At 72.0% G+C, this 20497-nt stretch carries 21 protein-coding genes, 3 tRNA genes and 2 pseudogenes; 20 read left to right on the forward strand and 6 right to left on the reverse strand.

Annotation, left to right across the window (positions count from 1 at the left end):
- Positions 1-3: 3 nt before the first annotated feature.
- From IE265_RS22550 to IE265_RS22580, 7 genes and pseudogenes are all read left to right on the forward strand, one after another.
- On the forward strand, positions 4-1590 hold the full coding sequence (locus IE265_RS22550; RefSeq protein WP_190037472.1) for a complex I subunit 4 family protein: 1587 nt from the start codon (positions 4-6) through the stop codon (positions 1588-1590).
- Positions 1587-3086, forward strand: a complete 1500-nt coding sequence (locus tag IE265_RS22555) for an NADH-quinone oxidoreductase subunit N (RefSeq protein WP_190037473.1) — start codon at positions 1587-1589, stop codon at positions 3084-3086. Before IE265_RS22550 ends, IE265_RS22555 begins: the two co-directional genes overlap by 4 nt.
- A gap of 279 nt (positions 3087-3365) precedes the next feature.
- Positions 3366-4229 carry a zinc metalloprotease HtpX gene (gene htpX, locus IE265_RS22560; protein ID WP_190037474.1) on the forward strand — a complete coding sequence of 288 codons (864 nt, stop codon included), beginning with the start codon at positions 3366-3368 and terminating at the stop codon, positions 4227-4229.
- On the forward strand, positions 4226-4624 hold the full coding sequence (locus IE265_RS22565; protein ID WP_190037475.1) for a YccF domain-containing protein: 399 nt from the start codon (positions 4226-4228) through the stop codon (positions 4622-4624). Before htpX ends, IE265_RS22565 begins: the two co-directional genes overlap by 4 nt.
- On the forward strand, positions 4618-5286 hold the full coding sequence (locus IE265_RS22570; RefSeq protein WP_190037594.1) for a barstar family protein: 669 nt from the start codon (positions 4618-4620) through the stop codon (positions 5284-5286). The genes IE265_RS22565 and IE265_RS22570 overlap by 7 nt, the downstream gene beginning before the upstream one ends.
- Before the next feature lie 52 nt (positions 5287-5338).
- Positions 5339-5905 (forward strand): SMI1/KNR4 family protein, encoded by a 567-nt coding sequence (locus IE265_RS22575; protein ID WP_190037476.1) that lies wholly within the window; start codon positions 5339-5341, stop codon positions 5903-5905.
- 141 nt (positions 5906-6046) lie between these two features.
- Positions 6047-6310, forward strand: a pseudogene (locus IE265_RS22580) (GlsB/YeaQ/YmgE family stress response membrane protein); the annotation flags it as partial.
- Between the two features lie 104 nt (positions 6311-6414).
- Here the strand turns inward: IE265_RS22580 and IE265_RS22585 are convergent.
- Positions 6415-6903: a YajQ family cyclic di-GMP-binding protein gene (locus tag IE265_RS22585; RefSeq protein WP_190037477.1), complete on the reverse strand. Its 489-nt coding sequence runs from the start codon at positions 6901-6903 to the stop codon at positions 6415-6417.
- A gap of 115 nt (positions 6904-7018) precedes the next feature.
- On the opposite strand from IE265_RS22585, the gene IE265_RS22590 reads away from it, so the two are divergent.
- Positions 7019-7150 (forward strand) — tRNA-Cys (locus IE265_RS22590).
- Positions 7151-7409: 259 nt separating this feature from the next.
- Here IE265_RS22590 and IE265_RS22595 read toward each other — a convergent pair.
- Both IE265_RS22595 and IE265_RS39125 read right to left on the reverse strand, forming a co-directional pair.
- Positions 7410-8492 carry a transcriptional regulator gene (locus IE265_RS22595; protein ID WP_308434800.1) on the reverse strand — a complete coding sequence of 361 codons (1083 nt, stop codon included), beginning with the start codon at positions 8490-8492 and terminating at the stop codon, positions 7410-7412.
- A 273-nt stretch (positions 8493-8765) separates the two neighbouring features.
- Positions 8766-9125 (reverse strand): annotated as a pseudogene (locus IE265_RS39125) (helix-turn-helix domain-containing protein); the annotation flags it as partial.
- Between the two features lie 24 nt (positions 9126-9149).
- On the opposite strand from IE265_RS39125, the gene IE265_RS22600 reads away from it, so the two are divergent.
- Positions 9150-9362, forward strand: coding sequence for a hypothetical protein (locus IE265_RS22600; protein ID WP_190037479.1), 213 nt, complete (start codon positions 9150-9152; stop codon positions 9360-9362).
- Between the two features lie 37 nt (positions 9363-9399).
- Here IE265_RS22600 and IE265_RS22605 read toward each other — a convergent pair whose 3' ends face one another.
- Entirely contained in the window at positions 9400-10056 is a 657-nt protein-coding gene (locus tag IE265_RS22605) for an NAD(P)H-binding protein (RefSeq protein ID WP_190037480.1), read from the reverse strand.
- Positions 10057-10125: 69 nt separating this feature from the next.
- On the opposite strand from IE265_RS22605, the gene IE265_RS22610 reads away from it, so the two are divergent.
- On the forward strand, positions 10126-11268 hold the full coding sequence (locus tag IE265_RS22610) for a hypothetical protein (protein ID WP_229916401.1): 1143 nt from the start codon (positions 10126-10128) through the stop codon (positions 11266-11268).
- A gap of 168 nt (positions 11269-11436) precedes the next feature.
- Here the strand turns inward: IE265_RS22610 and IE265_RS22615 are convergent, their stop codons facing one another.
- Complete coding sequence (locus tag IE265_RS22615; protein WP_190037481.1) at positions 11437-12720, reverse strand: amidohydrolase family protein; 1284 nt, start codon at positions 12718-12720, stop codon at positions 11437-11439.
- Positions 12721-12958: 238 nt separating this feature from the next.
- On the opposite strand from IE265_RS22615, the gene IE265_RS22620 reads away from it, so the two are divergent.
- The 10 genes from IE265_RS22620 to IE265_RS22665 all read left to right on the forward strand — a co-directional run bounded on the left by IE265_RS22620 (position 12959) and on the right by IE265_RS22665 (position 19372).
- Positions 12959-13031: transfer RNA gene (locus IE265_RS22620), tRNA-Thr, on the forward strand.
- Positions 13032-13077: 46 nt separating this feature from the next.
- A tRNA-Met gene (locus tag IE265_RS22625) sits at positions 13078-13150 on the forward strand.
- 88 nt (positions 13151-13238) lie between these two features.
- Entirely contained in the window at positions 13239-13403 is a 165-nt protein-coding gene (rpmG, locus tag IE265_RS22630) for a 50S ribosomal protein L33 (protein ID WP_003948671.1), read from the forward strand.
- Between the two features lie 169 nt (positions 13404-13572).
- Positions 13573-14025, forward strand: coding sequence for a MaoC family dehydratase N-terminal domain-containing protein (locus IE265_RS22635; protein WP_190037482.1), 453 nt, complete (start codon positions 13573-13575; stop codon positions 14023-14025).
- 2 nt (positions 14026-14027) lie between these two features.
- Entirely contained in the window at positions 14028-14456 is a 429-nt protein-coding gene (locus IE265_RS22640; RefSeq protein WP_190037483.1) for a MaoC family dehydratase, read from the forward strand.
- Between the two features lie 191 nt (positions 14457-14647).
- Complete coding sequence (locus tag IE265_RS22645; RefSeq protein WP_190037484.1) at positions 14648-15217, forward strand: TetR/AcrR family transcriptional regulator; 570 nt, start codon at positions 14648-14650, stop codon at positions 15215-15217.
- 93 nt (positions 15218-15310) lie between these two features.
- Positions 15311-16753, forward strand: coding sequence for an MFS transporter (locus IE265_RS22650; protein ID WP_190037485.1), 1443 nt, complete (start codon positions 15311-15313; stop codon positions 16751-16753).
- 291 nt (positions 16754-17044) lie between these two features.
- Positions 17045-17422 (forward strand): DUF3291 domain-containing protein, encoded by a 378-nt coding sequence (locus IE265_RS22655; RefSeq protein WP_190037486.1) that lies wholly within the window; start codon positions 17045-17047, stop codon positions 17420-17422.
- Between the two features lie 78 nt (positions 17423-17500).
- The gene (locus IE265_RS22660; protein WP_190037487.1) at positions 17501-18562 is read left to right on the forward strand and encodes a UDP-N-acetylmuramate dehydrogenase; all 1062 of its coding nucleotides are present in this window, start codon (positions 17501-17503) and stop codon (positions 18560-18562) included.
- Between the two features lie 87 nt (positions 18563-18649).
- Positions 18650-19372 carry a hypothetical protein gene (locus IE265_RS22665; RefSeq protein ID WP_190037488.1) on the forward strand — a complete coding sequence of 241 codons (723 nt, stop codon included), beginning with the start codon at positions 18650-18652 and terminating at the stop codon, positions 19370-19372.
- Here IE265_RS22665 and IE265_RS22670 read toward each other — a convergent pair.
- Positions 19317-20345 carry an adenosine deaminase gene (locus IE265_RS22670; protein WP_190037489.1) on the reverse strand — a complete coding sequence of 343 codons (1029 nt, stop codon included), beginning with the start codon at positions 20343-20345 and terminating at the stop codon, positions 19317-19319. The genes IE265_RS22665 and IE265_RS22670 overlap by 56 nt on opposite strands.
- Positions 20346-20497 lie beyond the last annotated feature (152 nt).

A 20497-nucleotide genomic window follows, 5' to 3' on the forward strand; every position in this document is an offset into this window, starting at 1 on the left:
GGCGTGATCGATATCAACGAGTCCGTGATGCAGTTCCTTCTCGCGTTCATCGTCGTCGCCCCGCTCATCGGCGCCGTCGCCGCTCTCCTGCCGGCCCCTCCCGGGCTGAAGGGCAAGTCGCCCGAGCAGGCCGTGCTGCGGCACGGCGTCACCGTCACGGGTGCCGTGCTCGTCGCGGCGATCGTCCTCGCGCTGGGCTTCGACCACGACACCCCGGCCAACGCCCAGCGGATGCAGGCCACGACCGACATCAGCTGGATTCCCGCGCTCGACGTGCGGATCCACCTGGGCATCGACGGCATCTCGCTCCCCCTTCTCGTGCTGACCGCGCTGCTGACCTTCCTCTGCGCGGTGTACTCCTCCTTCAAAATGCCGTCGGGCCCCACCCCGAAGGCGTTCGTCGCCCTGCTGCTCGTCCTTGAGTCCGGCACCCTCGCGACCTTCGCCGTCCTCGACCTGCTGCTGTTCTTCCTCGCGTTCGAGATGGTGCTCATCCCGATGTACTTCCTCATCGCCCGCTGGGGCGGTGAGCAACGGCAGGCCGCCGCCTGGAAGTTCATCCTCTACACCCTGCTCGGTTCGGTCGTCATGCTGCTGGGCCTGCTCCTGATCGGTCTCAAGGCGGGCACATTCGACATGGTGGCACTCGCCACTGACAACGGCCCCGCGCTGAGCACATCCGTGCAGGTCACGGCCGTACTGGCGATCGGGATCGGGCTCGCCGTCAAGACACCGATGTGGCCGCTCCACAGCTGGTTGCCGGACGCCCACACCGCCGCGCCCACCGTCGGCTCGGTCCTGCTGGCCGGGGTGCTGCTCAAGATGGGCACGTACGGGTTCGTGAGGATCCTGCTGCCCATCACGCCGGACGGCATGAGCACGTTCGCCCCCTACCTCGCGGCGTTCGCGGTGGTCGGGATCATCTACGGTTCGCTGGCCTGCCTGGCCCTCGCCAAACAGGGCGCCAAGGGCGACCTCAAGCGGCTCATCGCGTACTCCTCCGTCGGCCACATGGGCTTCGTACTGCTCGGCATCGCCTCCATGACCCCGACCGGCGTGAACGGCGCGCTCTTCGCCAACATCGCCCACGGCCTCATCACCGGCCTGCTCTTCTTCCTGGTGGGCGCGCTCAAGGACCGCACCGGCACGACCGACCTCGACACCCTCGCGCAGAAGACCGGAGGCGCGCTCTACGGCAGGGCGCCGCGCCTCGGCGGCCTGCTCGCCTTCGCCGCGGTCGCCTCCCTCGGACTGCCGGGCCTCGCCGGATTCTGGGGCGAGATGCTGGCCCTGTTCGGCGCGTTCGACCCCGCCGAGGGCCTCAGCCGCCCCGCGTTCCTGACCTTCATGGCGATCGCCGCGTTCGGCACCCTGCTCACAGCCGCGTACATGCTCGTCGTCGTACGGCGTGTCTGCATGGGCGCCGCCCCGGGCGAGGGGAGCCCGAAGCTCGCTGACGTCCAGATGTACGAATTCGCCGCCTGGACGCCGCTCGTCGTCCTCACCGTCATCGCCGGGCTCTGGCCCAAGGCCCTCCTCGGCCTGACCGACCCGGCCGTGCAGCAGCTCCTCGCAGGAGGCACCCGATGAGCTCCCTGGTCCAGTCCGTCGACTGGCTCGCCATCGCGCCGCCCACCATCGCGGCGGTCGTCGGACTCGTGGTGCTCGTCGCCGACCTCTTCGTGGGCGACGCCCGGAAGGCCGTACTGGGCTGGGTCTCCGTCGCCGGACTGGCCGGCTCCGCGCTCATGCTGCTGCCCCTCCTGGACGGCGACCGCTCCACCTTCTGCCTGACGGGCGACGCGGCCGTGTGCAGCTACACGGCGGACCGGTTCACGCTGGTCGTCCAGTTCCTCGTCCTCGGCGGCGCGCTCCTGACGGCACTCCTGTCGGTCACCGCCCTCAAGGACGCGAACCGGGGGCTCCCCGACGGCGAGTACTGGTTCCTGCTGCTCTCCTCGGCCGCGGGTGCGGCGCTGCTTCCGGCCTCGCGCGACCTCGCGACCCTGATCGTCGCCCTGGAGGTCGCCTCCCTTCCCGCGTTCGCCCTCGTGGGCATCAGGCACGGGGACAGGAAGTCGTCCGAGGCGGCGCTCAAGTTCTTCCTGTCGTCCGTGACGGCGACCGCGGTGAGCCTCATGGGCGTCAGCTTCGTCTACGCGTCGACGGGCACCCTTTACCTCACCGAGATCGCCGCCCGGATCGAGGACGTCGACGGCCAACTGCAGACGCTCACCCGGGCCGGAGTCGTCCTCACCCTGATCGGCTTCGCCTTCAAGACGGCCGCCGTGCCCTTCCACTTCTGGGTGCCCGACACCTATGTGGGAGCCCCCCTCCCGGTCGCCGCCTACCTGTCGGTCGTCGGCAAGGCGGTCGGCTTCTCCGGACTGATCCTCATCACGGTCGTCGCCCTGCCGTCGTACGCGGACGTCTGGGGCCCGGCACTCGCGGCGCTCGCCGCCCTCACGATGACCGTCGGCAACGTCGGCGCCCTTCGGCAGCGGTCCACGCGCGCGTACAGCGCGGTACGGCTGCTGGCCTGGTCCTCCGTCGGGCAGGCCGGCTACCTTCTCGTGCCGATCGCCGCCGCCGCGTACTCCGAGGACGCCGAGAAGGCGGTCGGCTCCACCGTCTCGTACGCCCTGATGTACGCCGCCGTGAACCTCGGCGCCTTCGCGGTGGCCGCCCTGGTGGCCCGTACGAAGCCGCTGAACCGCGTCAGCGACTACCGGGGCCTGTACGCCTCGCGCCCCCTGGCGGCGCTGGTCCTCGGGTTCTTCCTGCTCTGCCTCGCGGGCCTGCCGCCCGGCATCATCGGCCTCTTCGCCAAGGTCACCGTCTTCGCGGCGGCGGTCGACGCGGGCCTCGGCTGGCTCGCTGTCGTGATGGCCGTGAACGTCGTGATCGCGCTCTTCTACTACCTCCAGTGGACGACGCTGCTGTTCCGCGCCCCCGAGGGCGAGCCGGAGACCCACCGTGTCCCGGCCCCACTCACGGTCGCGATCGCCCTGACCGCGGTGCTCGGCGTCGCGCTCTCCGGAGCCCCGCAGCTGGTGCTGCGCTTCTCCGGCACCGGCCTGTTCTGAGCGGCTGCGTCGCCGTCCTCCACGCGCGCGCGGAGTGCCGCGGGGACGCAGCCGTCGCACGCGCGCGTGGAGGGTCATCGGCCGCACGCGCGCGTGCGGCTGCCCCGCACTCTCACCCGGACGGCCCACGCGCTGCACCGCGCGCACAAGGGAACTAGTGCTCCTCGCCTGGCGTTGACCAGTACGGGAGGGTCCACTGGACCGTGACGCCACGGAACCAGTGACGACAGAGATCGACAAGCAAAGGGTTCCCCTGCCGCACCGCTTGGAGGGCGTACCGTGCACCGCCGGCACAACGGGCTCAGGACCGCCGTACTCCTCGGGGGACTGTCCGCACTCATCATCGTCATCGGCAGCTTCTTCGGCCGTGCGGGCCTCGTCGTCGCACTGGTCGTCGCCGTCGGCACCAACGCGTACGCCTACTGGAACAGCGACAAGCTGGCTCTACGCGCGATGCGCGCGCGTCCGGTGAGCGAGTTCGAGGCCCCCGCCCTGTACAGAATGGTCCGCGAGCTCTCCACGCAGGCCCGCCAGCCCATGCCCCGCCTGTACATCTCTCCGACGGAGGCGCCGAACGCCTTCGCGACGGGCCGCAACCCGCGCAACGCCGCGGTGTGCTGCACCGAGGGCATCCTGCGCATCCTGAACGAGAAGGAACTGCGCGGTGTCATCGGCCACGAGTTGAGCCATGTCTACAACCGCGACATCCTGATCTCGTCGGTGGCCGGCGCGCTGGCCTCCGTCATCATGTTCCTGGTCAATTTCGCCTGGCTGATCCCGATCGGCCGTTCCAACGACGACGACGGCCCGGGCCTGCTCGGCCTGCTGCTGGTGATCATCCTCGGCCCGCTCGCCGCCTCCGTCATCCAGCTCGCGATCAGTCGCTCCAGGGAGTACGAGGCCGACGCGTCCGGAGCCCAGCTCACGGGCGACCCGCTGGCCCTCGCGAGCGCCCTGCGCAAGCTGGAGGCGGGCACGAAACAGCTTCCCCTGCCCCCGGAGCCGCGCATCGAGACCGCGAGCCACATGATGATCGCGAACCCCTTCCGTCCGGGTCAGGGACTGTCCAAGATGTTCTCCACGCATCCGCCGATGGCGGAGCGCATCGCCCGCCTAGAGCAGATGGCAGGTCGCCAACGATGAAGACAATCCTGAACGTCATTTGGCTCGTCCTGAGCGGCTTCTGGCTGTTCCTCGGCTATGTGCTCGCGGGCCTGCTGCTCTGCATCACGATCATCGGCATCCCGTTCGGCATCGCCGCGTTCCGCATCGGCGTGTACGCGCTCTGGCCGTTCGGCCGCACCACGGTCGAGCGCCACGACGCGGGAGCGCCGTCCCTGATCGGCAACGTCCTGTGGCTGGTCCTCGCGGGCTGGTGGCTCGCCCTGACCCACATCGTCACCGGGTTCATCCAGTGCGTCACGATCATCGGCATCCCCCTGGGCATCGCCAACTTCAAGCTGATCCCCGTCTCGCTCTTCCCCCTGGGACGCGAGATCGTGCGCACCGACCAGCCGTTCACGTCGTCGGGTTGGTAGGACACCCGGGGCTGCCGCGACCGTCGTACGCGCTCGCGGCGTACGACGCCGACGCCCGGGACGTCCGGGACGCCGAAGGCGCCGGGATCTGTGCCCTGTGCCTCGACGCGGAGGACCTCTTGGCCGATCCGCCCCCGCCCGCGCGCGGAACGTGGATTCCCTCCGCGTGCGGCCCCGGCCTGGTCGACCTCACGCTGGAACCCTGGTCCGAGCGGCCTCCGACCGCCGCCGAGGAGGTCTGGGACCTGTGGGGCGACGGCCGCCCGACCGAGCCCGGGCTGTGGGCCCGGTGCGGCGAGGAGGGGCGCCGCCACTGGCTGACCACGGCGCTCGACCGCCACCCGCACGGCATGCCCGGCACGGAGCCCGGCGGCACCTTTCACCTCGCCGGCCGGCACATCACCGACGTGCCGGGCTTCTTCTGCGCCCTCGGCGAGGCCGTCAACGGGCCGGGCGGCTACTTCGGCCGGGGACTCGACGCGCTCACGGACTGCCTCCGCGGCCGATGGGGCGCCCGGCCTCCCTTCGCCTTCGTCTGGCACGACGCGGACACCGCACGTACCTGCCTCGGCCTGGCACCACTCACCGGCCGACGCCCGTGGACGTTCGAGGAGCTGTACGGGTTCCTGCTGGACGAGGGCGTCGAAGTCCGTCTCGCCTGAGGGTTTTCCACAGGCCGCTCCCGCTGTCAGTGGCACGCCGCATGATGAACGCATGACCGAGATCGAGCAGTTGCTGACACGAGTGGCGACCGAGGCCCGCAACTCCCGGCCGTGGGGCTGGCCCTCGCTCCCCGACCCGGTGGACGGGGCCGCGCTCGCCCGCGCGGAGACCGCCCTCGGCTTCGCCGTCCCCCCGCTGCTCGCGGCGCTCTACCTGCGGATCGGTGACGGCGGATTCGGTCCCGAGTACGGCCTGCTGCCCCTGCTCGACAGCGCGCCCTCCGGCGAGCCCGCCGTCGTCGCGCAGTACCTCGCCAACCGTGAGAGCGGCCGCCGGGACCCGGACTGGCCCTGGCCGGAGGGCGTCCTGCCGATATCCCATTGGGGCTGCGGAATGTACGCGTGCGTGGACTCCCGCAGCCCAGACGCCGAGGTGCTGCTCTTCGAGCCGAACGCGGACGAGCCCGACCACGCCTGGTACGTGGACGAGCGCTCCCTCGCGGACTGGCTCCGGGCCTGGCTGGACGGCACCGGCTGGTACGGCGACGCCGGCGACGGCGGAGACCTCCAGCCCTGGGACGACTTCGCGATACGCACGGGCGCTGCGCGGGCCTCCTAGCGAGGGCCACCGCGGATTCCCGTGGCCGCGGATTCCGGCGGACTCCCGTCCCCGGAGGGCGGCACGACTGACGGGTCGGGCGAGAGCAGGATCACAACACCGGCACAGTGCGGGCACAGCACGGAGGGGCAGGCTCACGGCATGGGCATTCTCAGCTGGATCATCCTGGGGCTGTTGGCCGGCGCCATCGCCAAGGTGCTGCTGCCGGGCCGCGACCCGGGCGGCTTCGTCGGCACGACCCTCATCGGCGTCGCGGGGGCGTTCATCGGCGGCTGGATTTCGTCCCGCTGGCTCGACCACCCGATCAGCAAGGACTTCTACGACGGGGCGACCTGGGTCGCGGCGATCGGCGGTTCGCTGGTCCTGCTGATCGCCTACCGCATCCTGTTCGGCCATTCACGGGACCGAGAGCGAGCGCCCCCGGACGGCGCCCGGCAGACGGAAGGGGCGGGCACCGGCGGTGCCCACCCCTGTCACGCATGACTCACGCACGGCCGACGGCCGTGATGTCACCGGTAGTTGACGAACTGCACGGCGAACTCGAAGTCCTGGCCCTTGAGCAGGGAGATCACGGCCTGCAGGTCGTCACGGCTCTTGGAGCTGACCCGCAGCTCGTCGCCCTGCACCTGGGCCTTCACGCCCTTCGGACCCTCATCGCGAATGATCTTCGCGACCTTCTTCGCGTTCTCCTGGGAGATGCCCTCCTCGATCGAGGCGAAGAGCTTGTACTCCTTGCCGGAGAGCTGCGGCTCACCGGCGTCCAGCGACTTCAGCGAGATGCCCCGCTTGATCAGCTTGGACTGGAACACGTCGAGGATGGCCTTGACGCGTTCCTCGGAGTTCGCCTCCATGAGGATCTTCTCGCCGGACCAGGAGATCGACGCGCCGACGTTCTTGAAGTCGTAGCGCTGCGAGATCTCCTTGGCGGCCTGGTTGAGGGCGTTGTCGACCTCCTGCCGCTCGACCTTCGAGACGATGTCGAAACTGGAGTCGGCCATGTCCTGTGGCTCCTTGTATCGGGGTGCGTAGTGGCGGCTGCCGAGCCCCTCGTCGGTCCCGCGCCGCATCCGCATAAGCCTAGCCACCCCCCACCCTCCAGGGGCCGATCTATCGGGTGGCGAAGCACCCCCGGGCATCGGGTATCGTTTACGTCGTTGCCACAGAGCACCGCCCGAAAGCGGTTCGAACGGCAGCAAACCCGGCGGTGTGGCTTCGCCTTCCCAGGTTCGAATCCTGGCGCCGCCACACGGGAACCAAGGGCCCGTGACCTGCCTCGACAGCAGGTCACGGGCCCTTGGTCATTTCCTGGGGGCCGCTGCGTCGCCCTGCGCTTTCCCGCGCCTCGTACGCCCTGTCCGGGACTCCCGGGACGGGGCGCGGGCGCATTTCCGGTCGTGGAGCAGGGGCGGGCCGTCCTCCCTGCCCGGTGTCCGCGGGGCTGCCGCGTCCGGCCTCGTCGAGCCGGCCGGACACGGCTGGTCGGCCCCACGGGCCGTGCTCCGGGTCAGCTCGTGAGCCGGGTCCAGCCGCGGTGCGCGTACCAGTAGTGGGGCAGGCCCGCGGTGCCGCTGGTGCGGAACGGGCGGCCGTTGTCGTCGATGCGTTCGGTGCCGGTGCGGCCCTGCGAGGACCAGTCGAGCTCCAGGTACCAGCGGCAGTCGCAGCCCGCTGTGCGGGCGTCGACCAGCAGCACCTCGGGATCGTTCGCGGACACCCGGTAGGGCATCGGCATCGGCGGGGTGTCCACGCCGCTGTCGTTGCCCGGCATGGGCCGGGCGATCGGCCGGTCCTTGTCCAGGTCGACCACGAAGGTCCGGGGCGCCAGATCGCTGCCGCAGCCCTGGCCCGTGGCATAGACGGTGCCCTGCACCGGGTCGGCCCGGCCCACCACGCGGACCCGCAACGCCCGCAGGACGACGGCCGTGTCCGACTTCCCCTGTACGGCGATCTCCAGGAGGGTCTGCCCGCCGTGCACGGCGCCCTGCGACCGGGCCCACGCGAGGGCGTCCTGCGGGGCCGGGGGCGGGGGCACCTGCTCGGGTGCCTTGTCGATGACGTAGTCGTGGTTGCAACCGGAGTCCCAGAGCTGGGAGTTCATGGTCCAGGCGAGGGGAGTGCCGGACACGCCGGGGGAAGCGCTCGTGGACGGCTTCGCCGAGCCGTCGCCGTTGCCGGGCGCGTTGGGCGAAGGCCTGCCGGACGACTTGCCGTGCGTGGCCGATGGAGACGCGGACGGCGTGGGGGAGCCGTGCGGGCCGCCCGCCGTCTTCGCGGCCGGCCGGCCGGACGCCCGGTCGTCGCCGCTGGCCGCGGAGTTCCCGGACGCCAGCGCGGACAGACCGCCGAGGGCCGCGAGCAGCGCGGTCGCCACGGCTGCGGTGAGCGCGCCGCGGCGTCCGTACCAGAGCTTCCGCGGCCCCGGGGACGGCGTTTCGGCCCGCTCGGGCGACGGGTCGGTCGGGCCTCCCCCGGGGGCCGCGGCCGGTCCGGACGAGGGGTCGGGTGCCGCCGCGGGCGTGGAGGCTGCCGGCGCCGGGGTGGCCTCGGCGGGCGTGCCCGGACCCGGCCCGGAAGCCTTCGTGGGCATCGGGTCGGCTGCCGCGTCGTCGGCAACAGGACCCGGGCCAGGAGCAGGGGCAGGACCAGGGGGAGCGGGAGGGATGGGACCAGGAACCGGGCCCGGTTCGGTGGCCGCCGCAGAAGCAGAAGCAGAAGCAGAAGCAGAAGCAGAAGCGGGTGCCGTGCCCGTGGAGGTCCGGGACCTTCGCCGCGCCGCCACGGCCAGGATCCACCACCGGTGCAGCTCGACGCGTTCGGCCGGACTGGCCCCGCACAACACGGCGAACCGTTCCACGGACGCGAAGTCGAGGGGCACGGCGTCCCCGGCGCAATACCGGTGCAGCGTCGAGGCGTTCATGTTCAGCCGACGCGCGAGTACGCCGTAACTGCGGTCCGTGCGTGCCTTCAGGCGCCGCAGCAGCGCCGCGAACTCCTCCACGTCGTCCTGAGGTGACACGGTTCCTCCCGCCTCGTGTCCCAGGACGGCATCCCAGGCACTCCTTGTACTTGGAGTTCGGATGGCCGGGGACGGTTCCACCGACGCGGGTCGGCCGCCGTCCGCCGTGACCGCGCCGGGTCGCGACGGACGCTCCGGGTGCCGTCGGTGTCGTCGGTGCCGCCCCGACCGACACGGGGAGGTCGGGAGGGCCGCTCCGCGCACGGCGACGTACGTAGGGTTGGGATCATGTCCTCACGCCGCAGGAACTGCCCCGAGTGCCGTCGAGAGATCGCCGTCGTCGCCGGGCGGTTCGCCCGGCACGATCCGCCCGGGGCTCGCGAGAGCCGGGACCTCGTGTCGTGCCCCGGCTCGCGCAGGCAGGCGGAACTGGGCGCCGCGCAGCCGTCGTTGGACGGGTACGTAGTCGCCGAGTTCCCCGGTCAGCTCCCGCTCTTCTGACCTTCCCCAGCCGGGCGGCGGAGGGCGGGGGAGTCGGTCAGTTGCCCGCGACCGACTTCACCGCGACCGAGACCGGCGTCGAACCGCTGATCAGTTCCAGCGTCAGTCCGACCGTCGCCGGGGTGTCCACCAGCTCCGCGAGGACCGCCGCGACGTCGTCGCGCGGGATCGGGCCGCGTCCGGTGGCCGCCTCCAGGCGTACGAGGCCGGTGCCGGCGTCGTCCGTCAGCGGTCCGGGGCGCAGGATCGTCCAGTCCAGGCCCTGGTGGGCGCGTACATACGCGTCGGCCTCGCCCTTGGCCCGCAGGTAGACGTCGAAGATGTCGTCCCCCGGGTGCTCCGCGTCCGCGCCCATCGAGGACACGACGACATGCCGCCGGACCCCGGCGAGGGCCGCCGCGTCCGCGAAGAGCACCGCGGCGCCGCGGTCGACGGTCTCCTTGCGGGCCGTACCACTGCCCGGGCCGGCACCGGCCGCGAAGACGGCCGCGTGCGCGCCCCGCAGGTGCTCGGCGACCTCCTCCACCGACGCCGACTCCAGATCGCAGAGCACCGGCTCGGCGCCCGCCTCCCGCAGCTCGTCGCTCTGCTCGGGGCGGCGGATGAGCCCCGCCGCCTCGTCTCCGCGCGCGGAGAGCAGCCGCTCAAGCCGCAGCGCGATCTGACCATGACCTCCAGCGATGACAATGCGCATGTTTCCGACCGTACGCCCGCCGAGTCCCACTCGCCGCACAACCCTGTGGACGACTCGTGGGTCTCATGAATGATCACTTTGTACGAGGGGGACGCCGTACGGCGTCATAAGGAGACCGTCATCACTGCCACCAGCACGAGCCCTGCCACGCGTACGAGCCCCGCGAAGCGCGGGCGGCCGGTCCTGCGTACGACCTTCGCGGCGGCGGGCTGCACCGCCGTACTGCTGACCGGCGTGGCCGCGTGCGGCACGGTGGAGAACCTCACCGCCGGCCAGAAGGTCGACCGCGCCGTCGAGGGACTCGGGAAGAAGAAGTCGCTCTCCTTCGAGCTGGGACTCGACGCCAAGCCGTCCGCGTTGGCGAAGCTGACCCCGGCGGACGGGCCCGGCGAGGGTGTGCCGCCCGAGATGGCGGAGTTCTTCACCGGGCTGCGGGTCGAGGTCTCCGTCCAGTCGCGCAAGCCGCTCGCCGACTCCGGGGAGAAGGACCTGGTGGGCACCGCGGTGGCGGTCTCCGGGCCCGACGGCGTCCTCGTCGAGTACCGCCTGGTCGGGGACTACACGTACTACCGCGCCGACCTCCAGGCGGTCGGCGAGGCGATGGGCATGCCCTTCCCGACGGCCGACGAACTCCCCGAGTCGGAGCAGGAGTTCAAGGACGTCCTCGAAGGCAGGTGGGTCAAGGTCGAGACCGGTTCGCTGGAGGACCTGGTCAAGGGCGGCCCCGATTCCGGCAAGGGAGGGAAGTCCGAGGAGATCGACGGCAGGACCCAGCAGAAGATTCTGAAGGCCGTGCGCGGGGCCGTCGCGCGCGAGGTCACCTTCAGTGACGAGGGAGGCGGCGACGGCGTCGAACGGATCGTCGCCAAGGCCTCGTTCCGCGACCTGCTGACCAGTGTCCTCGACAGGCTCCGGCCGCTCGCCGACGAGCTTCCGGCAGGCACTGAACTGCCCACGGACGCGGACCTGAAGGACGCCCCGGACAAGAAGGTCGCCGTCGACTTCTCCCTGAAGAACGGCGACTTGAGCCGCGTCTCGATCGACCTCGCGCCCCTCGCGGAGGACGCGCCCAAGGGCGTCAGGCTTCCGCTGGTCATGACGTTCGGCGAGGCGAAGGCCGTCAAGGCCCCGTCCGGCGCCAAGGAGCTGCCGGCGGACGGTTTCGGCGGCCCGGGCAACCCGTTCGCCGGCGCGCTGCCGGGCGGCTTCTGACAGCACCTCGGGCCCACTCCTGAGGGCCGCGCCCCGCCCGCCGGCCGTGCCGCTGCGCGACATCCGCCGCCGTCCCGCTGCGCGGCGGCCACGCGGCCCCTCACGCCCCCTCGGGCGCCCCGACGTGCCCGAGGGGCGCGGTCGGTCGGCCGGGCACGCGGCCGACCGTCAGGACGGCTCTCCGGCCGCCCGCCCCTGCCGCCCCTGCCTCGGCAGGTCCAACGCCGCGGAGGTCGCGGTGTTGCAGTACTCCCGCACCGCGCTGGTCCGCGCCACCACCCGCCCCCGGTGCACCACGATCCGGCTGTACGCCAGGGACAGCACGCCCTCCAGCCGGTCGCCGCGCACCGCGAGCAGTTCCGCGGGGAAGCCCGCCTCCATGCGCACCTCGGGCAGACCCAGCACGGCCCGCGCCGACGCGCTCACGGCGTCGTACGCGTCCTCGGCGCGCAGCCCGTACCGCGAGGCGAGCAGATACGCGGCCTCCAACGGGTCCCCGCGCCCCACGGGGTTGGAGACGTCCCGCAGGGCGCCGCTCCCGGCGGCCACGCGCACCCCGGCCGCCCGCAGGAGCCGTACCGGGGCCGTGCCCCGCCGGTCCACGCCCGAACATCCGCCCTGGGGCAGGCACACCACGCCCACCCCGGCCGCGGCGAGTTGGTCCGCCGTGCGCGTGGCCACCTCCGAGGGCAGCCGTCCGAGTCCTCCGCACGGGCCGAGCGTCACCCCCGGCCGCAGACCGCCCGCCATCGCGGCCAGCCGCGCGAGCCGCGCGGGGTCCTCGCCGTCCGTGTGCAGGTCGACGGGACAGCCGTGCTCCGAGGCGACTTCCAGTACGGCCTCCACGTACCCCGTCGGATCGGGGTCCAGGTCCGGGCAGCCGCCGATGACGGAGGCGCCCATCTTCACGGCGTCGCGCAGCATGGACAGGCCGTCGGCGCCCGCGAGTCCGGTCAGGACCCGGGGCATCGCCACCACGGACAGTTCGGCCAACCCCCGCAGCGCGCGCCGAGCCTGGAGCGCCGCCGACATGGAGGCCAGCCCCTGCACGTCGCCCACGCGCACCTGTGCGCGCAAGGCGGTGGCCCCGTGCCCGAGTTGGAGCAGCGCGGCCTCCGTCGCGCGGCGCTGGACCTCCTGCTCCTCGTACGAGACCGGGCCGTCGCCGTCGGCGGACAGGGCCGTGTCGGCGTGCGCGTGCGGCTCCGCGGGGGCCGGTACGAGCAGATAGCCCGCCAGGTCGACGCGCGCGGTGGGCGCGGTCAGACTGCCGGCCGTCCCGACCGCCTCGATGTACCCGCCGCTCAGCCGTACGTCGACGGTCCTGCCGTCGGTGAGCCGCGCGCCGCAGAGCAGCAGATCGGAGGCGTTGCCGCGGCCGGGCGTCCCCGAGGACGACGAGGACGACGAGGACGACGAGGAGTGGGGCGGCTGCGGCTGGCTGTCGGGCATCGCACTCCTGAGGCTCGGCGGCGGCTGCGGCGGGGGGACACAAGATCACGCAGCGTGAGTCGAGCCTAGGGCGGTGATCGGCGCGCATCGAGGAGGAGCGGAATAGTCGTACTGGTGTGGTCAGCCGTGCGCGAGGGGCTCGTGGGGCGCTCCGGGAGGGCCCCGGAACGGGCCCGGGCAGGTGCCGCGAAACGGATTTGGGCGATCGGCGGCCGAGCGTGTAATGTCTTCATCGCTCGCCCCAATAGCTCAGTCGGTAGAGCGTCTCCATGGTAAGGAGAAGGTCTACGGTTCGATTCCGTATTGGGGCTCTGGTGTGAGAGGTTCCCGTCGTAAGGCGGGGACCGATCGCATCACAGCGGTGTAGCTCAGTCGGTAGAGCAAGCGGCTCATAATCGCTGTGTCACCGGTTCAAGTCCGGTCACCGCTACTGACAGTAGCCGATTGCGGGGTCGGTCCTTCGATCGGCTACTCTTTCATGCGTTAATAGTCCTATCCGTTCGTCAAGGAGCACTCCTGTGGCTGCCACCGACGTCCGCCCGAAGATCACGCTGGCCTGCGTGGAGTGCAAGGAGCGGAACTACATCACCAAGAAGAACCGGCGTAACAACCCGGACCGACTGGAGATGAAGAAGCACTGCCCGCGTTGCAACGCGCACACCGCGCACCGCGAAACGCGATAAATCAGGCTCGTACACGAGGCCGTCCCCCATAGTGGGGGCGGCCTCGTGTCGTTCCCCGGACCGTCCGGTGCGGAGGGGCGACGACCACCGGGCGTACGTGCCCGGGCGACGACAATCGGTCCGGCGGAGACAACGACTCCAGCGGAGACAACCAGGAGGTGCCGAGCCCATGGCGCTCGACCAGTCCTTCGTGGGGCGGTCCTACCCGCCCACCGACCCGTACGAGGTCGGCCGGGAGAAGATCCGCGAGTTCTCGGAAGCGGTGGGGGACGCCAATCCCGCGTACACGGACCCGGAGGCCGCCAAGGCCCTCGGCCACCCGGACGTGATCGCCCCGCCGACCTTCGTCTTCTCGATCACGTTCAAGGCGGCGGGACAGGTCGTCCAGGACCCCCAGCTGGGTCTGGACTACAGCCGCGTGGTGCACGGCGACCAGAAGTTCTCCTACCGCCGCCCGGTGCGCGCGGGGGACCGGCTCACGGTCACCTCCACCATCGAGGCGATCAAGTCGCTCGCGGGCAACGACATCCTGGACATCCGCGGCGAGGTCCACGACGAGGCGGGCGAGCACGTCGTCACCGCCTGGACCAAGCTCGTCGCCCGCGCGGCCGAGGAGGGCTGACGATGACCGCCAAGATCGCCTACGACGACGTCGAGGTCGGCACAGAGCTGCCCGCCGCGTCCTTCCGTGCGACCCGTGCCGCGCTCGTCCAGTACGCGGGCGCCTCCGGGGACTTCAACCCGATCCACTGGAACGAGAAGTTCGCCAAGGAGGTGGGCCTGCCGGACGTCATCGCGCACGGCATGTTCACCATGGCCGAGGCGATCCGGGTCGTCACCGACTGGGCCGGCGACCCGGGCGCGGTCGTGGAGTACGGCGTCCGCTTCACCCGGCCCGTGGTGGTGCCCAACGACGAGCAGGGCGCGACGATCGAGGTCAGCGGCAAGGTCGCGGCCAAGCTCGACGACAGCACCGTGCGCGTCGACCTGGTCGCGACGAGCAGCGGGCAGAAGGTCCTGGGCATGTCCCGGGCGGTCGTGCGACTGGCCTGACGGCCGGGTCCCACCACCGGCCCGGCGGCCTCGCCCGGCACGTGAGCAGGGGGTGTCCGCCACGGCGGACACCCCCTGCGCGTATCGGTTCGGCGTGGGGCGTACGCCGGACGGTGTCCGTCCCACGCTCCCGCGGATCGGGATGCGGTTCCCGCTTGACTTAGTTAGTGATTGAGTACTAACTTACTGGCATGGTCAGGATGAGCGCAGAGGAAAGGCGCGAGAGCGTCGTCCGCGCGGCGATGAGCGAGTTCGCGCGAGGTGGCTACTACGGCACCTCGACCGAGGCGATCGCCAAGCGGGTGGGTGTCTCGCAGCCGTACCTCTTCCGGCTCTTCCCGGGCAAGAAGGCGATCTTCCTCGCGGCGGCCGAGCGCTGCCTGGAGAACTCGCGGCGCGTCTTCGCCGAGGCGTCCGAGGGCCTGGAGGGCGAGGAGGCGCTGCACGCCATGGCGGACGCGTACACCAGGGTCATCGCCGAGGAGCCGGAGCAGCTGCTCATGCAGATGCAGATGTACGTCGCGGTGGCGGCCGCCGAGCAGGCGGGCGACCACGAGCTCGGCGAGGCGGTGCGCGCCGGCTGGATGCGCCTGTGGGACACCGTCCATCTGCCCCTCGGGGCCGACATGGACGAGACCACGACCTTCATGGCGTACGGGATGCTCATCAACTGCCTGGTGGCCATGGGGTTCCCGCCCGAGCACCGGGTCTGGGAAGGGCTCTACCCGTCGGCGCGGCTCAAGGGCCGGCTCGAACACTGAGGTGGGGGCGGCCGGGGGGCTGTGCCCTTCCATGTCCAGGAAAGTTAGTCAGCAATAACTAATAAAACATGGCGATCAACCGCTGGGGGAGCGATGTCACAGCAGACAGCACGTCGTGGAGGGGCCGTCTGGGCCCTTGTGATCACGAGTGTCGCCGGATTCATGGCGGCGCTCGACAACCTCGTCGTCACCACGGCCCTGCCCTCGATCCGCGAGGACTTCGGCGGAGGACTGGACGACCTTGAGTGGACCGTGAGCGCCTACACGCTCACCTTCGCCGTGCTGCTGATGTTCGGCGCGGCCCTGGGCGACCGGTTCGGCCGCCGCCGGCTCTTCCTCGCGGGAATCGCCGTCTTCACCGGCGCGTCCGCCGCGGCGGCGCTGGCCCCGGGCATCGACTCGCTGATCGCCGCCCGCGCGGTGCAGGGCGTCGGCGCGGCCGTCATGATGCCGCTCACGCTGACCCTGCTCACGGCCGCCGTGCCGGTCGCCAAGCGCGGAATGGCGTACGGGATCTGGGGGGCGGTCAACGGTCTCGCGGTCGCCTCGGGGCCGCTCATCGGCGGCAGCCTCACCGAGCACATCTCCTGGCAGTGGATCTTCTGGCTGAACGTGCCGCTGGGGCTCGCCCTGCTGCCGCTCGCCCGGCTGCGCCTGGCCGAGTCCTTCGGCTCCGGTGCCCCGCTCGACATCCGCGGCACGCTGCTCGCCAGCGGGGGACTCTTCGGAATCGTGTACGGACTGGTCCGCGCCCCCGTCGTCGGCTGGACCGACGGGGTGGTGCTGCTCGGCCTGTTCGCCGGAACGGCCCTGCTGACCGGCTTCGTGGTCCACGGCGTCCGCGCGAGGAACCCGATGCTGCCGATGCGTCTCTTCCGCAGCCGCGCCTTCGCCGGGGTCAACGCGGCGAGCCTGCTGATGTTCCTCGGGATGTTCGGCTCGATCTTCCTGCTGAGCCAGTACATGCAGGGCGTGCTCGGCTACTCGCCGACCGAGGCGGGGCTGCGGATGCTGCCCTGGACCGGCATGCCGATGCTCGTCGCGCCGATCGCCGGCTACCTGTCCGACCGGATCGGCGGCAGTCCCGTCGTCGCGGTGGGCCTGTTCCTGCAGTCCGTCGGGCTCGGCTGGTTCGCCCTCGTGGTCGCCGCGGACACCTCGTACGCGGCACAGCTCCCGGCGCTGATCATCAGCGGCGTCGGCATGTCCCTCTACTTCGCCCCCGCGTCCAACTTGGTCATGTCCAGCGTGAAGCCCGAGGAGCAGGGCGTCGCGTCCGGCGCCAACAACGCGCTGCGGGAGGTCGGTGGCGCGCTCGGCATCGCCGTGATGGCCTCCATCTTCGCCGCGCAGGGCGGCTACGAGAGCGCGGCCGCCTTCGTCGACGGCATCCGGCCGGCGCTGTGGGTGGGCTCCGCCGCGGTGGCCCTGGCGGGCGTGTCCGCGCTCTTCGTCCCCAGGCGGAGCCCGGCCCGCACCCCTGACGAGGGCGTCGGCGCCGGGGCCCCGCGGCTGCTGGAGACGGCGACGCGCTGAGCCGGGAGCCGGGGGCTCCGGGTCTGTCCCCGAGCCCGCCCCAGGGGTCCGCCCCACGGGGTGCGTCTCCAGGCCCGCTCCCGGGCGCATCCCGAGTCCGTCCACGGGGGGTGCGTCTCCGGGCCCGCTCCCGGGTCCGCCCCGGGCCCGCCCATGGGCGCGCGGGGCGCGTCCGGGCGGCGGGCCCGGGTCCCGGCGGGCCGGGAATCCGCACCCGTACCCGCACCCGCACACGCACCCCTGACCGTCCGAGAACCGCGTCCGAGAACCGCGTCCGAGAGGAGTCCCACCGTGCCGACCCTGCCCTGGACCGTGCCGAACAAGCCGCCGCGGGATGCCGAGGTGCACGTCTTCGCCTCCCGATTCGAGACCCGCACCCTGTGGGGAGCGCTGAGGTTCCTCGTCAGGACACCGGGTGTCTGGCGGCAGGTGAGCAGGGCGCCCGGCGCCTACGGGGCCACCCTGAGGGCCGCGCCGCTGCGCAGGACCTTCTGGACCCTGTCCGCCTGGGAGTCGCCCGCCGCGCTCGGGGCCTTCGCCCGCTCGGGCACCCACGCGCCGACCTCCGCGGGCCTCGCCCCGCAGATGCGGGACGTGAAGTTCGCCACCTGGACCGTGAGGGCGGGCGAGCTCCCGCTGGACTGGGACGAGGCGCGGCGCCACCTGTGACCCCGGCGCCGGCCGCCCGCGACCGGGACCGTACGAGAACGGCCCCGCCCGAACCGGCGGGGCCGTTCTCGTACTCTGGTGCACGTGCAGGAACTCCAGGACGCTCCGCTCGCCCCTCTGACCACCTTCCGGCTCGGCGGGCCCGCCACCCGGCTGATCACCGCGACGACCGACGACGAGGTGATCGCGGCGGTCCGCGAGGCCGACGACTCCGGTACGCCGCTGCTGCTGATCGGAGGCGGATCCAACCTGGTCATCGGCGACAAGGGCTTCGAGGGCACCGCCCTGCGCATCGCCACCCGGGGCATCGCCCTGGAGGGCACGGCGCTGGAGCTGGCCGCCGGCGAGGTGTGGACGGACGCGGTCGCCCGTACCGTCGAGGCCGGCCTCGCGGGCATCGAGTGCCTGGCCGGAATCCCCGGCTCCGCGGGTGCCACGCCGATCCAGAACGTGGGCGCGTACGGTCAGGAAGTGTCGTCGACGATCACCGAAGTGGTCGCGTACGACCGGCGGACCCGCGAGACGGTCGTCGTGCCGAACGCCGACTGCGCCTTCTCCTACCGCCACAGCCGTTTCAAGGCCGAGCCCGAGCGGTTCGTGGTGCTGCGCGTCCGCTTCGCGCTGGAGGACGCCTCGGGACTGTCCGCGCCGGTCAGGTACGCCGAGACCGCCCGCGCGCTCGGTGTCGGACCCGGCGACCGCGTGCCCCTCGCCGAGGCCCGCGAGACCGTGCTCGAACTGCGCTCGGGCAAGGGCATGGTGCTCGACGCCGAGGACCACGACACCTGGTCGGCCGGCTCGTTCTTCACCAACCCGATCCTCACGGACGAGGAGTTCGCCGTCTTCTACGCGCGCGTGGCGGAGCGCCTCGGCGAGGGCGTCAACCCGCCCGCCTACCCCGCGGGCGAGGGCCGCACCAAGACCTCGGCGGCCTGGCTGATCGACAAGTCGGGCTTCACCAAGGGCTACGGCACGGGCCCGGCGCGCATCTCCACCAAGCACACCCTTGCCCTCACCAACCGCGGCGCGGCCACCACCGAGGACCTCCTCGCGCTCGCCCGCGAGGTCGTCGCCGGAGTCCACGCGGCCTTCGGGATCACGCTGGTCAACGAGCCCGTGACGGTGGGCGTCAGCCTCTGAGGCCGCCGTCCCGCCGCCCGGCGGCGGGATATCCCGTTGCGGGCGGACCGGCGGGCCGACCACCCTGGACCCCATGAGGGACGTCCTGTGCGGTTGAGGGTCGAGGAATTCAGGCCGAGGGCCGGCCGGTACGCGTTCCGGGTGGTCCAGCCGCGGCCCGAGCTGCGGCACACCACGCTCAGCGACCCCCTGCGGGGCTGGGGCTACCTGGTCGGGGACCACGACGGACTGGCCCGGCTCGCCGCGCTCCTGTCGTTCGCCGCGTACTCCCCGCACACCGTCGTCCACGTCCCGCTGCGAGGTGGCGTGCCCAGGCAGTTCGCCCCCGGAACGCCGGTCGACCTGGTCCTCGCCCACCGGACACTGGGGCTGCGGCCCTCCGTGTGGCCGGCGCTGCGCCGCGGGCTGACCCGTGGCCGCGGCACGCCGGGCACCGTACGCACCGACGAGCGGCGAACCGCCGAGCACGCCGCGGCCTGGGAGGCGCGCTGGGAGCGCCGGGACCGTCTCGACCCGGCCGACCGGTTCCGTCCCGCCGTGCACGCCCGCACACTGTTCCTCTTCGGCGCCCGGGACACGTTCGCCTCGGCGTCCAGCCATCTGGAGGCCGCCGCGGGGTTCGGCCCCCGGGGGAAGGGGGCCACGAAGGGGCGCGACGTGCTGGTCACCGCGCTGACGCGGCACATGCCCGTGACCGGGGGCTGGCACACGGAACTCGACATCGGCTTCCAGGCGTATCCGCCCTACCGCCACTTCAGGCGACCGGGGCGGCCAGCCAGTCGTCGATCCCGGACAGCAGCTTCTGCCTGACGTCCGCGGGTGCCGCCGACGCCCTCACCGACTGGCGTGCCAGCTCGGCCAGCTCCGCGTCGCTGAAGCCGTGGTGGCGCCGGGCGATCTCGTACTGGGCCGCCAGCCGTGAGCCGAACAGCAGCGGGTCGTCCGCGCCGAGCGCCATCGGGACCCCCGCCTCGAAGAGGGTGCGCAGGGGGACGTCCTCCGGCTTCTCGTACACGCCGAGGGCGACGTTGGAGGCGGGGCAGACCTCGCACGTGACACCGCGGTCCGCGAGGCGCTTCAGCAGGCGGGGGTCCTCGGCGGCCCGGACCCCGTGCCCGATCCGGGAGGCGTGCAGGTCGTCCAGGCAGTCCCGCACCGAGGCGGGACCCGTCAGCTCGCCGCCGTGCGGCGCCGCCAGCAGGCCGCCCTCGCGGGCGATGGCGAAGGCGCGGTCGAAGTCGCGCGCCATGCCCCGCCGCTCGTCGTTGGAGAGCCCGAAGCCGACGATGCCGCGGTCCGCGTACCGCACGGCGAGGCGGGCCAGGGTGCGGGCGTCCAGCGGGTGCTTCATCCGGTTGGCGGCCACCAGGACCCGCATCCCGAGGCCGGTCTCGCGCGCGGTCGAGTCGACCGCGTCGAGGATGACCTCGAGGGCCGGGATCAGACCGCCCAGGCGCGGCGCGTACGACGTCGGGTCGACCTGGATCTCCAGCCACCCGGAGCCGTCCTTGAGGTCCTCCTCGGCCGCCTCGCGCACCAGTCGCCGGATGTCGTCGGGATCCCGGAGGCACGAGCGCGCCGCGTCGTACAGGCGCTGGAAGCGGAACCAGCCGCGCTCGTCCGTCGCCCGCAGCTTCGGCGGCTCCGCGCCGGTCAGGGCGTCGGGCAGATGGATTCCGTGCTTGTCGGCCAGTTCCAGCAGGGTGGTGTGCCGCATCGATCCTGTGAAGTGCAGGTGCAGATGGGCCTTCGGCAGTTCAGAGACATCACGTACGCGCTCCATCCCAAGATCCTGCCGTACGGGACCGCGGTGCCGGTAGCGCTTTCCCCGGAAGGGGGCTTGCCCGAACGGGAAAGCGGTCGGCCGGCCCGCTCCGAGGAGTGGGCCGGCCGACCGCCTTCCCGCGTGCGCGGCGCACGACGGGGTCGTACCGG

Origin of the sequence: Streptomyces fructofermentans (assembly GCF_014651055.1) — a bacterium.
Taxonomy (GTDB): domain Bacteria; phylum Actinomycetota; class Actinomycetes; order Streptomycetales; family Streptomycetaceae; genus Streptomyces; species Streptomyces fructofermentans.

What these genes read in the sequence shown, in the direction of transcription:
- IE265_RS22555 (WP_190037473.1), top strand. Translation starts at nt 1,587, where the DNA reads ATGAGCTCCCTGGTCCAGTCCGTCGACTGGCTCGCCATCGCGCCGCCC.
- IE265_RS22565 (WP_190037475.1), top strand. Translation starts at nt 4,226, where the DNA reads ATGAAGACAATCCTGAACGTCATTTGGCTCGTCCTGAGCGGCTTCTGG.
- IE265_RS22575 (WP_190037476.1), top strand. Translation starts at nt 5,339, where the DNA reads ATGACCGAGATCGAGCAGTTGCTGACACGAGTGGCGACCGAGGCCCGC.
- IE265_RS22585 (WP_190037477.1), bottom strand. Translation starts at nt 6,903, where the DNA reads ATGGCCGACTCCAGTTTCGACATCGTCTCGAAGGTCGAGCGGCAGGAG.
- IE265_RS22595 (WP_308434800.1), bottom strand. Translation starts at nt 8,492, where the DNA reads ATGCCCACGAAGGCTTCCGGGCCGGGTCCGGGCACGCCCGCCGAGGCC.
- IE265_RS22600 (WP_190037479.1), top strand. Translation starts at nt 9,150, where the DNA reads ATGTCCTCACGCCGCAGGAACTGCCCCGAGTGCCGTCGAGAGATCGCC.
- IE265_RS22605 (WP_190037480.1), bottom strand. Translation starts at nt 10,056, where the DNA reads ATGCGCATTGTCATCGCTGGAGGTCATGGTCAGATCGCGCTGCGGCTT.
- IE265_RS22610 (WP_229916401.1), top strand. Translation starts at nt 10,126, where the DNA reads ATGATCACTTTGTACGAGGGGGACGCCGTACGGCGTCATAAGGAGACC.
- IE265_RS22615 (WP_190037481.1), bottom strand. Translation starts at nt 12,720, where the DNA reads ATGCCCGACAGCCAGCCGCAGCCGCCCCACTCCTCGTCGTCCTCGTCG.
- IE265_RS22635 (WP_190037482.1), top strand. Translation starts at nt 13,573, where the DNA reads ATGGCGCTCGACCAGTCCTTCGTGGGGCGGTCCTACCCGCCCACCGAC.
- IE265_RS22640 (WP_190037483.1), top strand. Translation starts at nt 14,028, where the DNA reads ATGACCGCCAAGATCGCCTACGACGACGTCGAGGTCGGCACAGAGCTG.
- IE265_RS22645 (WP_190037484.1), top strand. Translation starts at nt 14,648, where the DNA reads ATGGTCAGGATGAGCGCAGAGGAAAGGCGCGAGAGCGTCGTCCGCGCG.
- IE265_RS22650 (WP_190037485.1), top strand. Translation starts at nt 15,311, where the DNA reads ATGTCACAGCAGACAGCACGTCGTGGAGGGGCCGTCTGGGCCCTTGTG.
- IE265_RS22670 (WP_190037489.1), bottom strand. Translation starts at nt 20,345, where the DNA reads ATGGAGCGCGTACGTGATGTCTCTGAACTGCCGAAGGCCCATCTGCAC.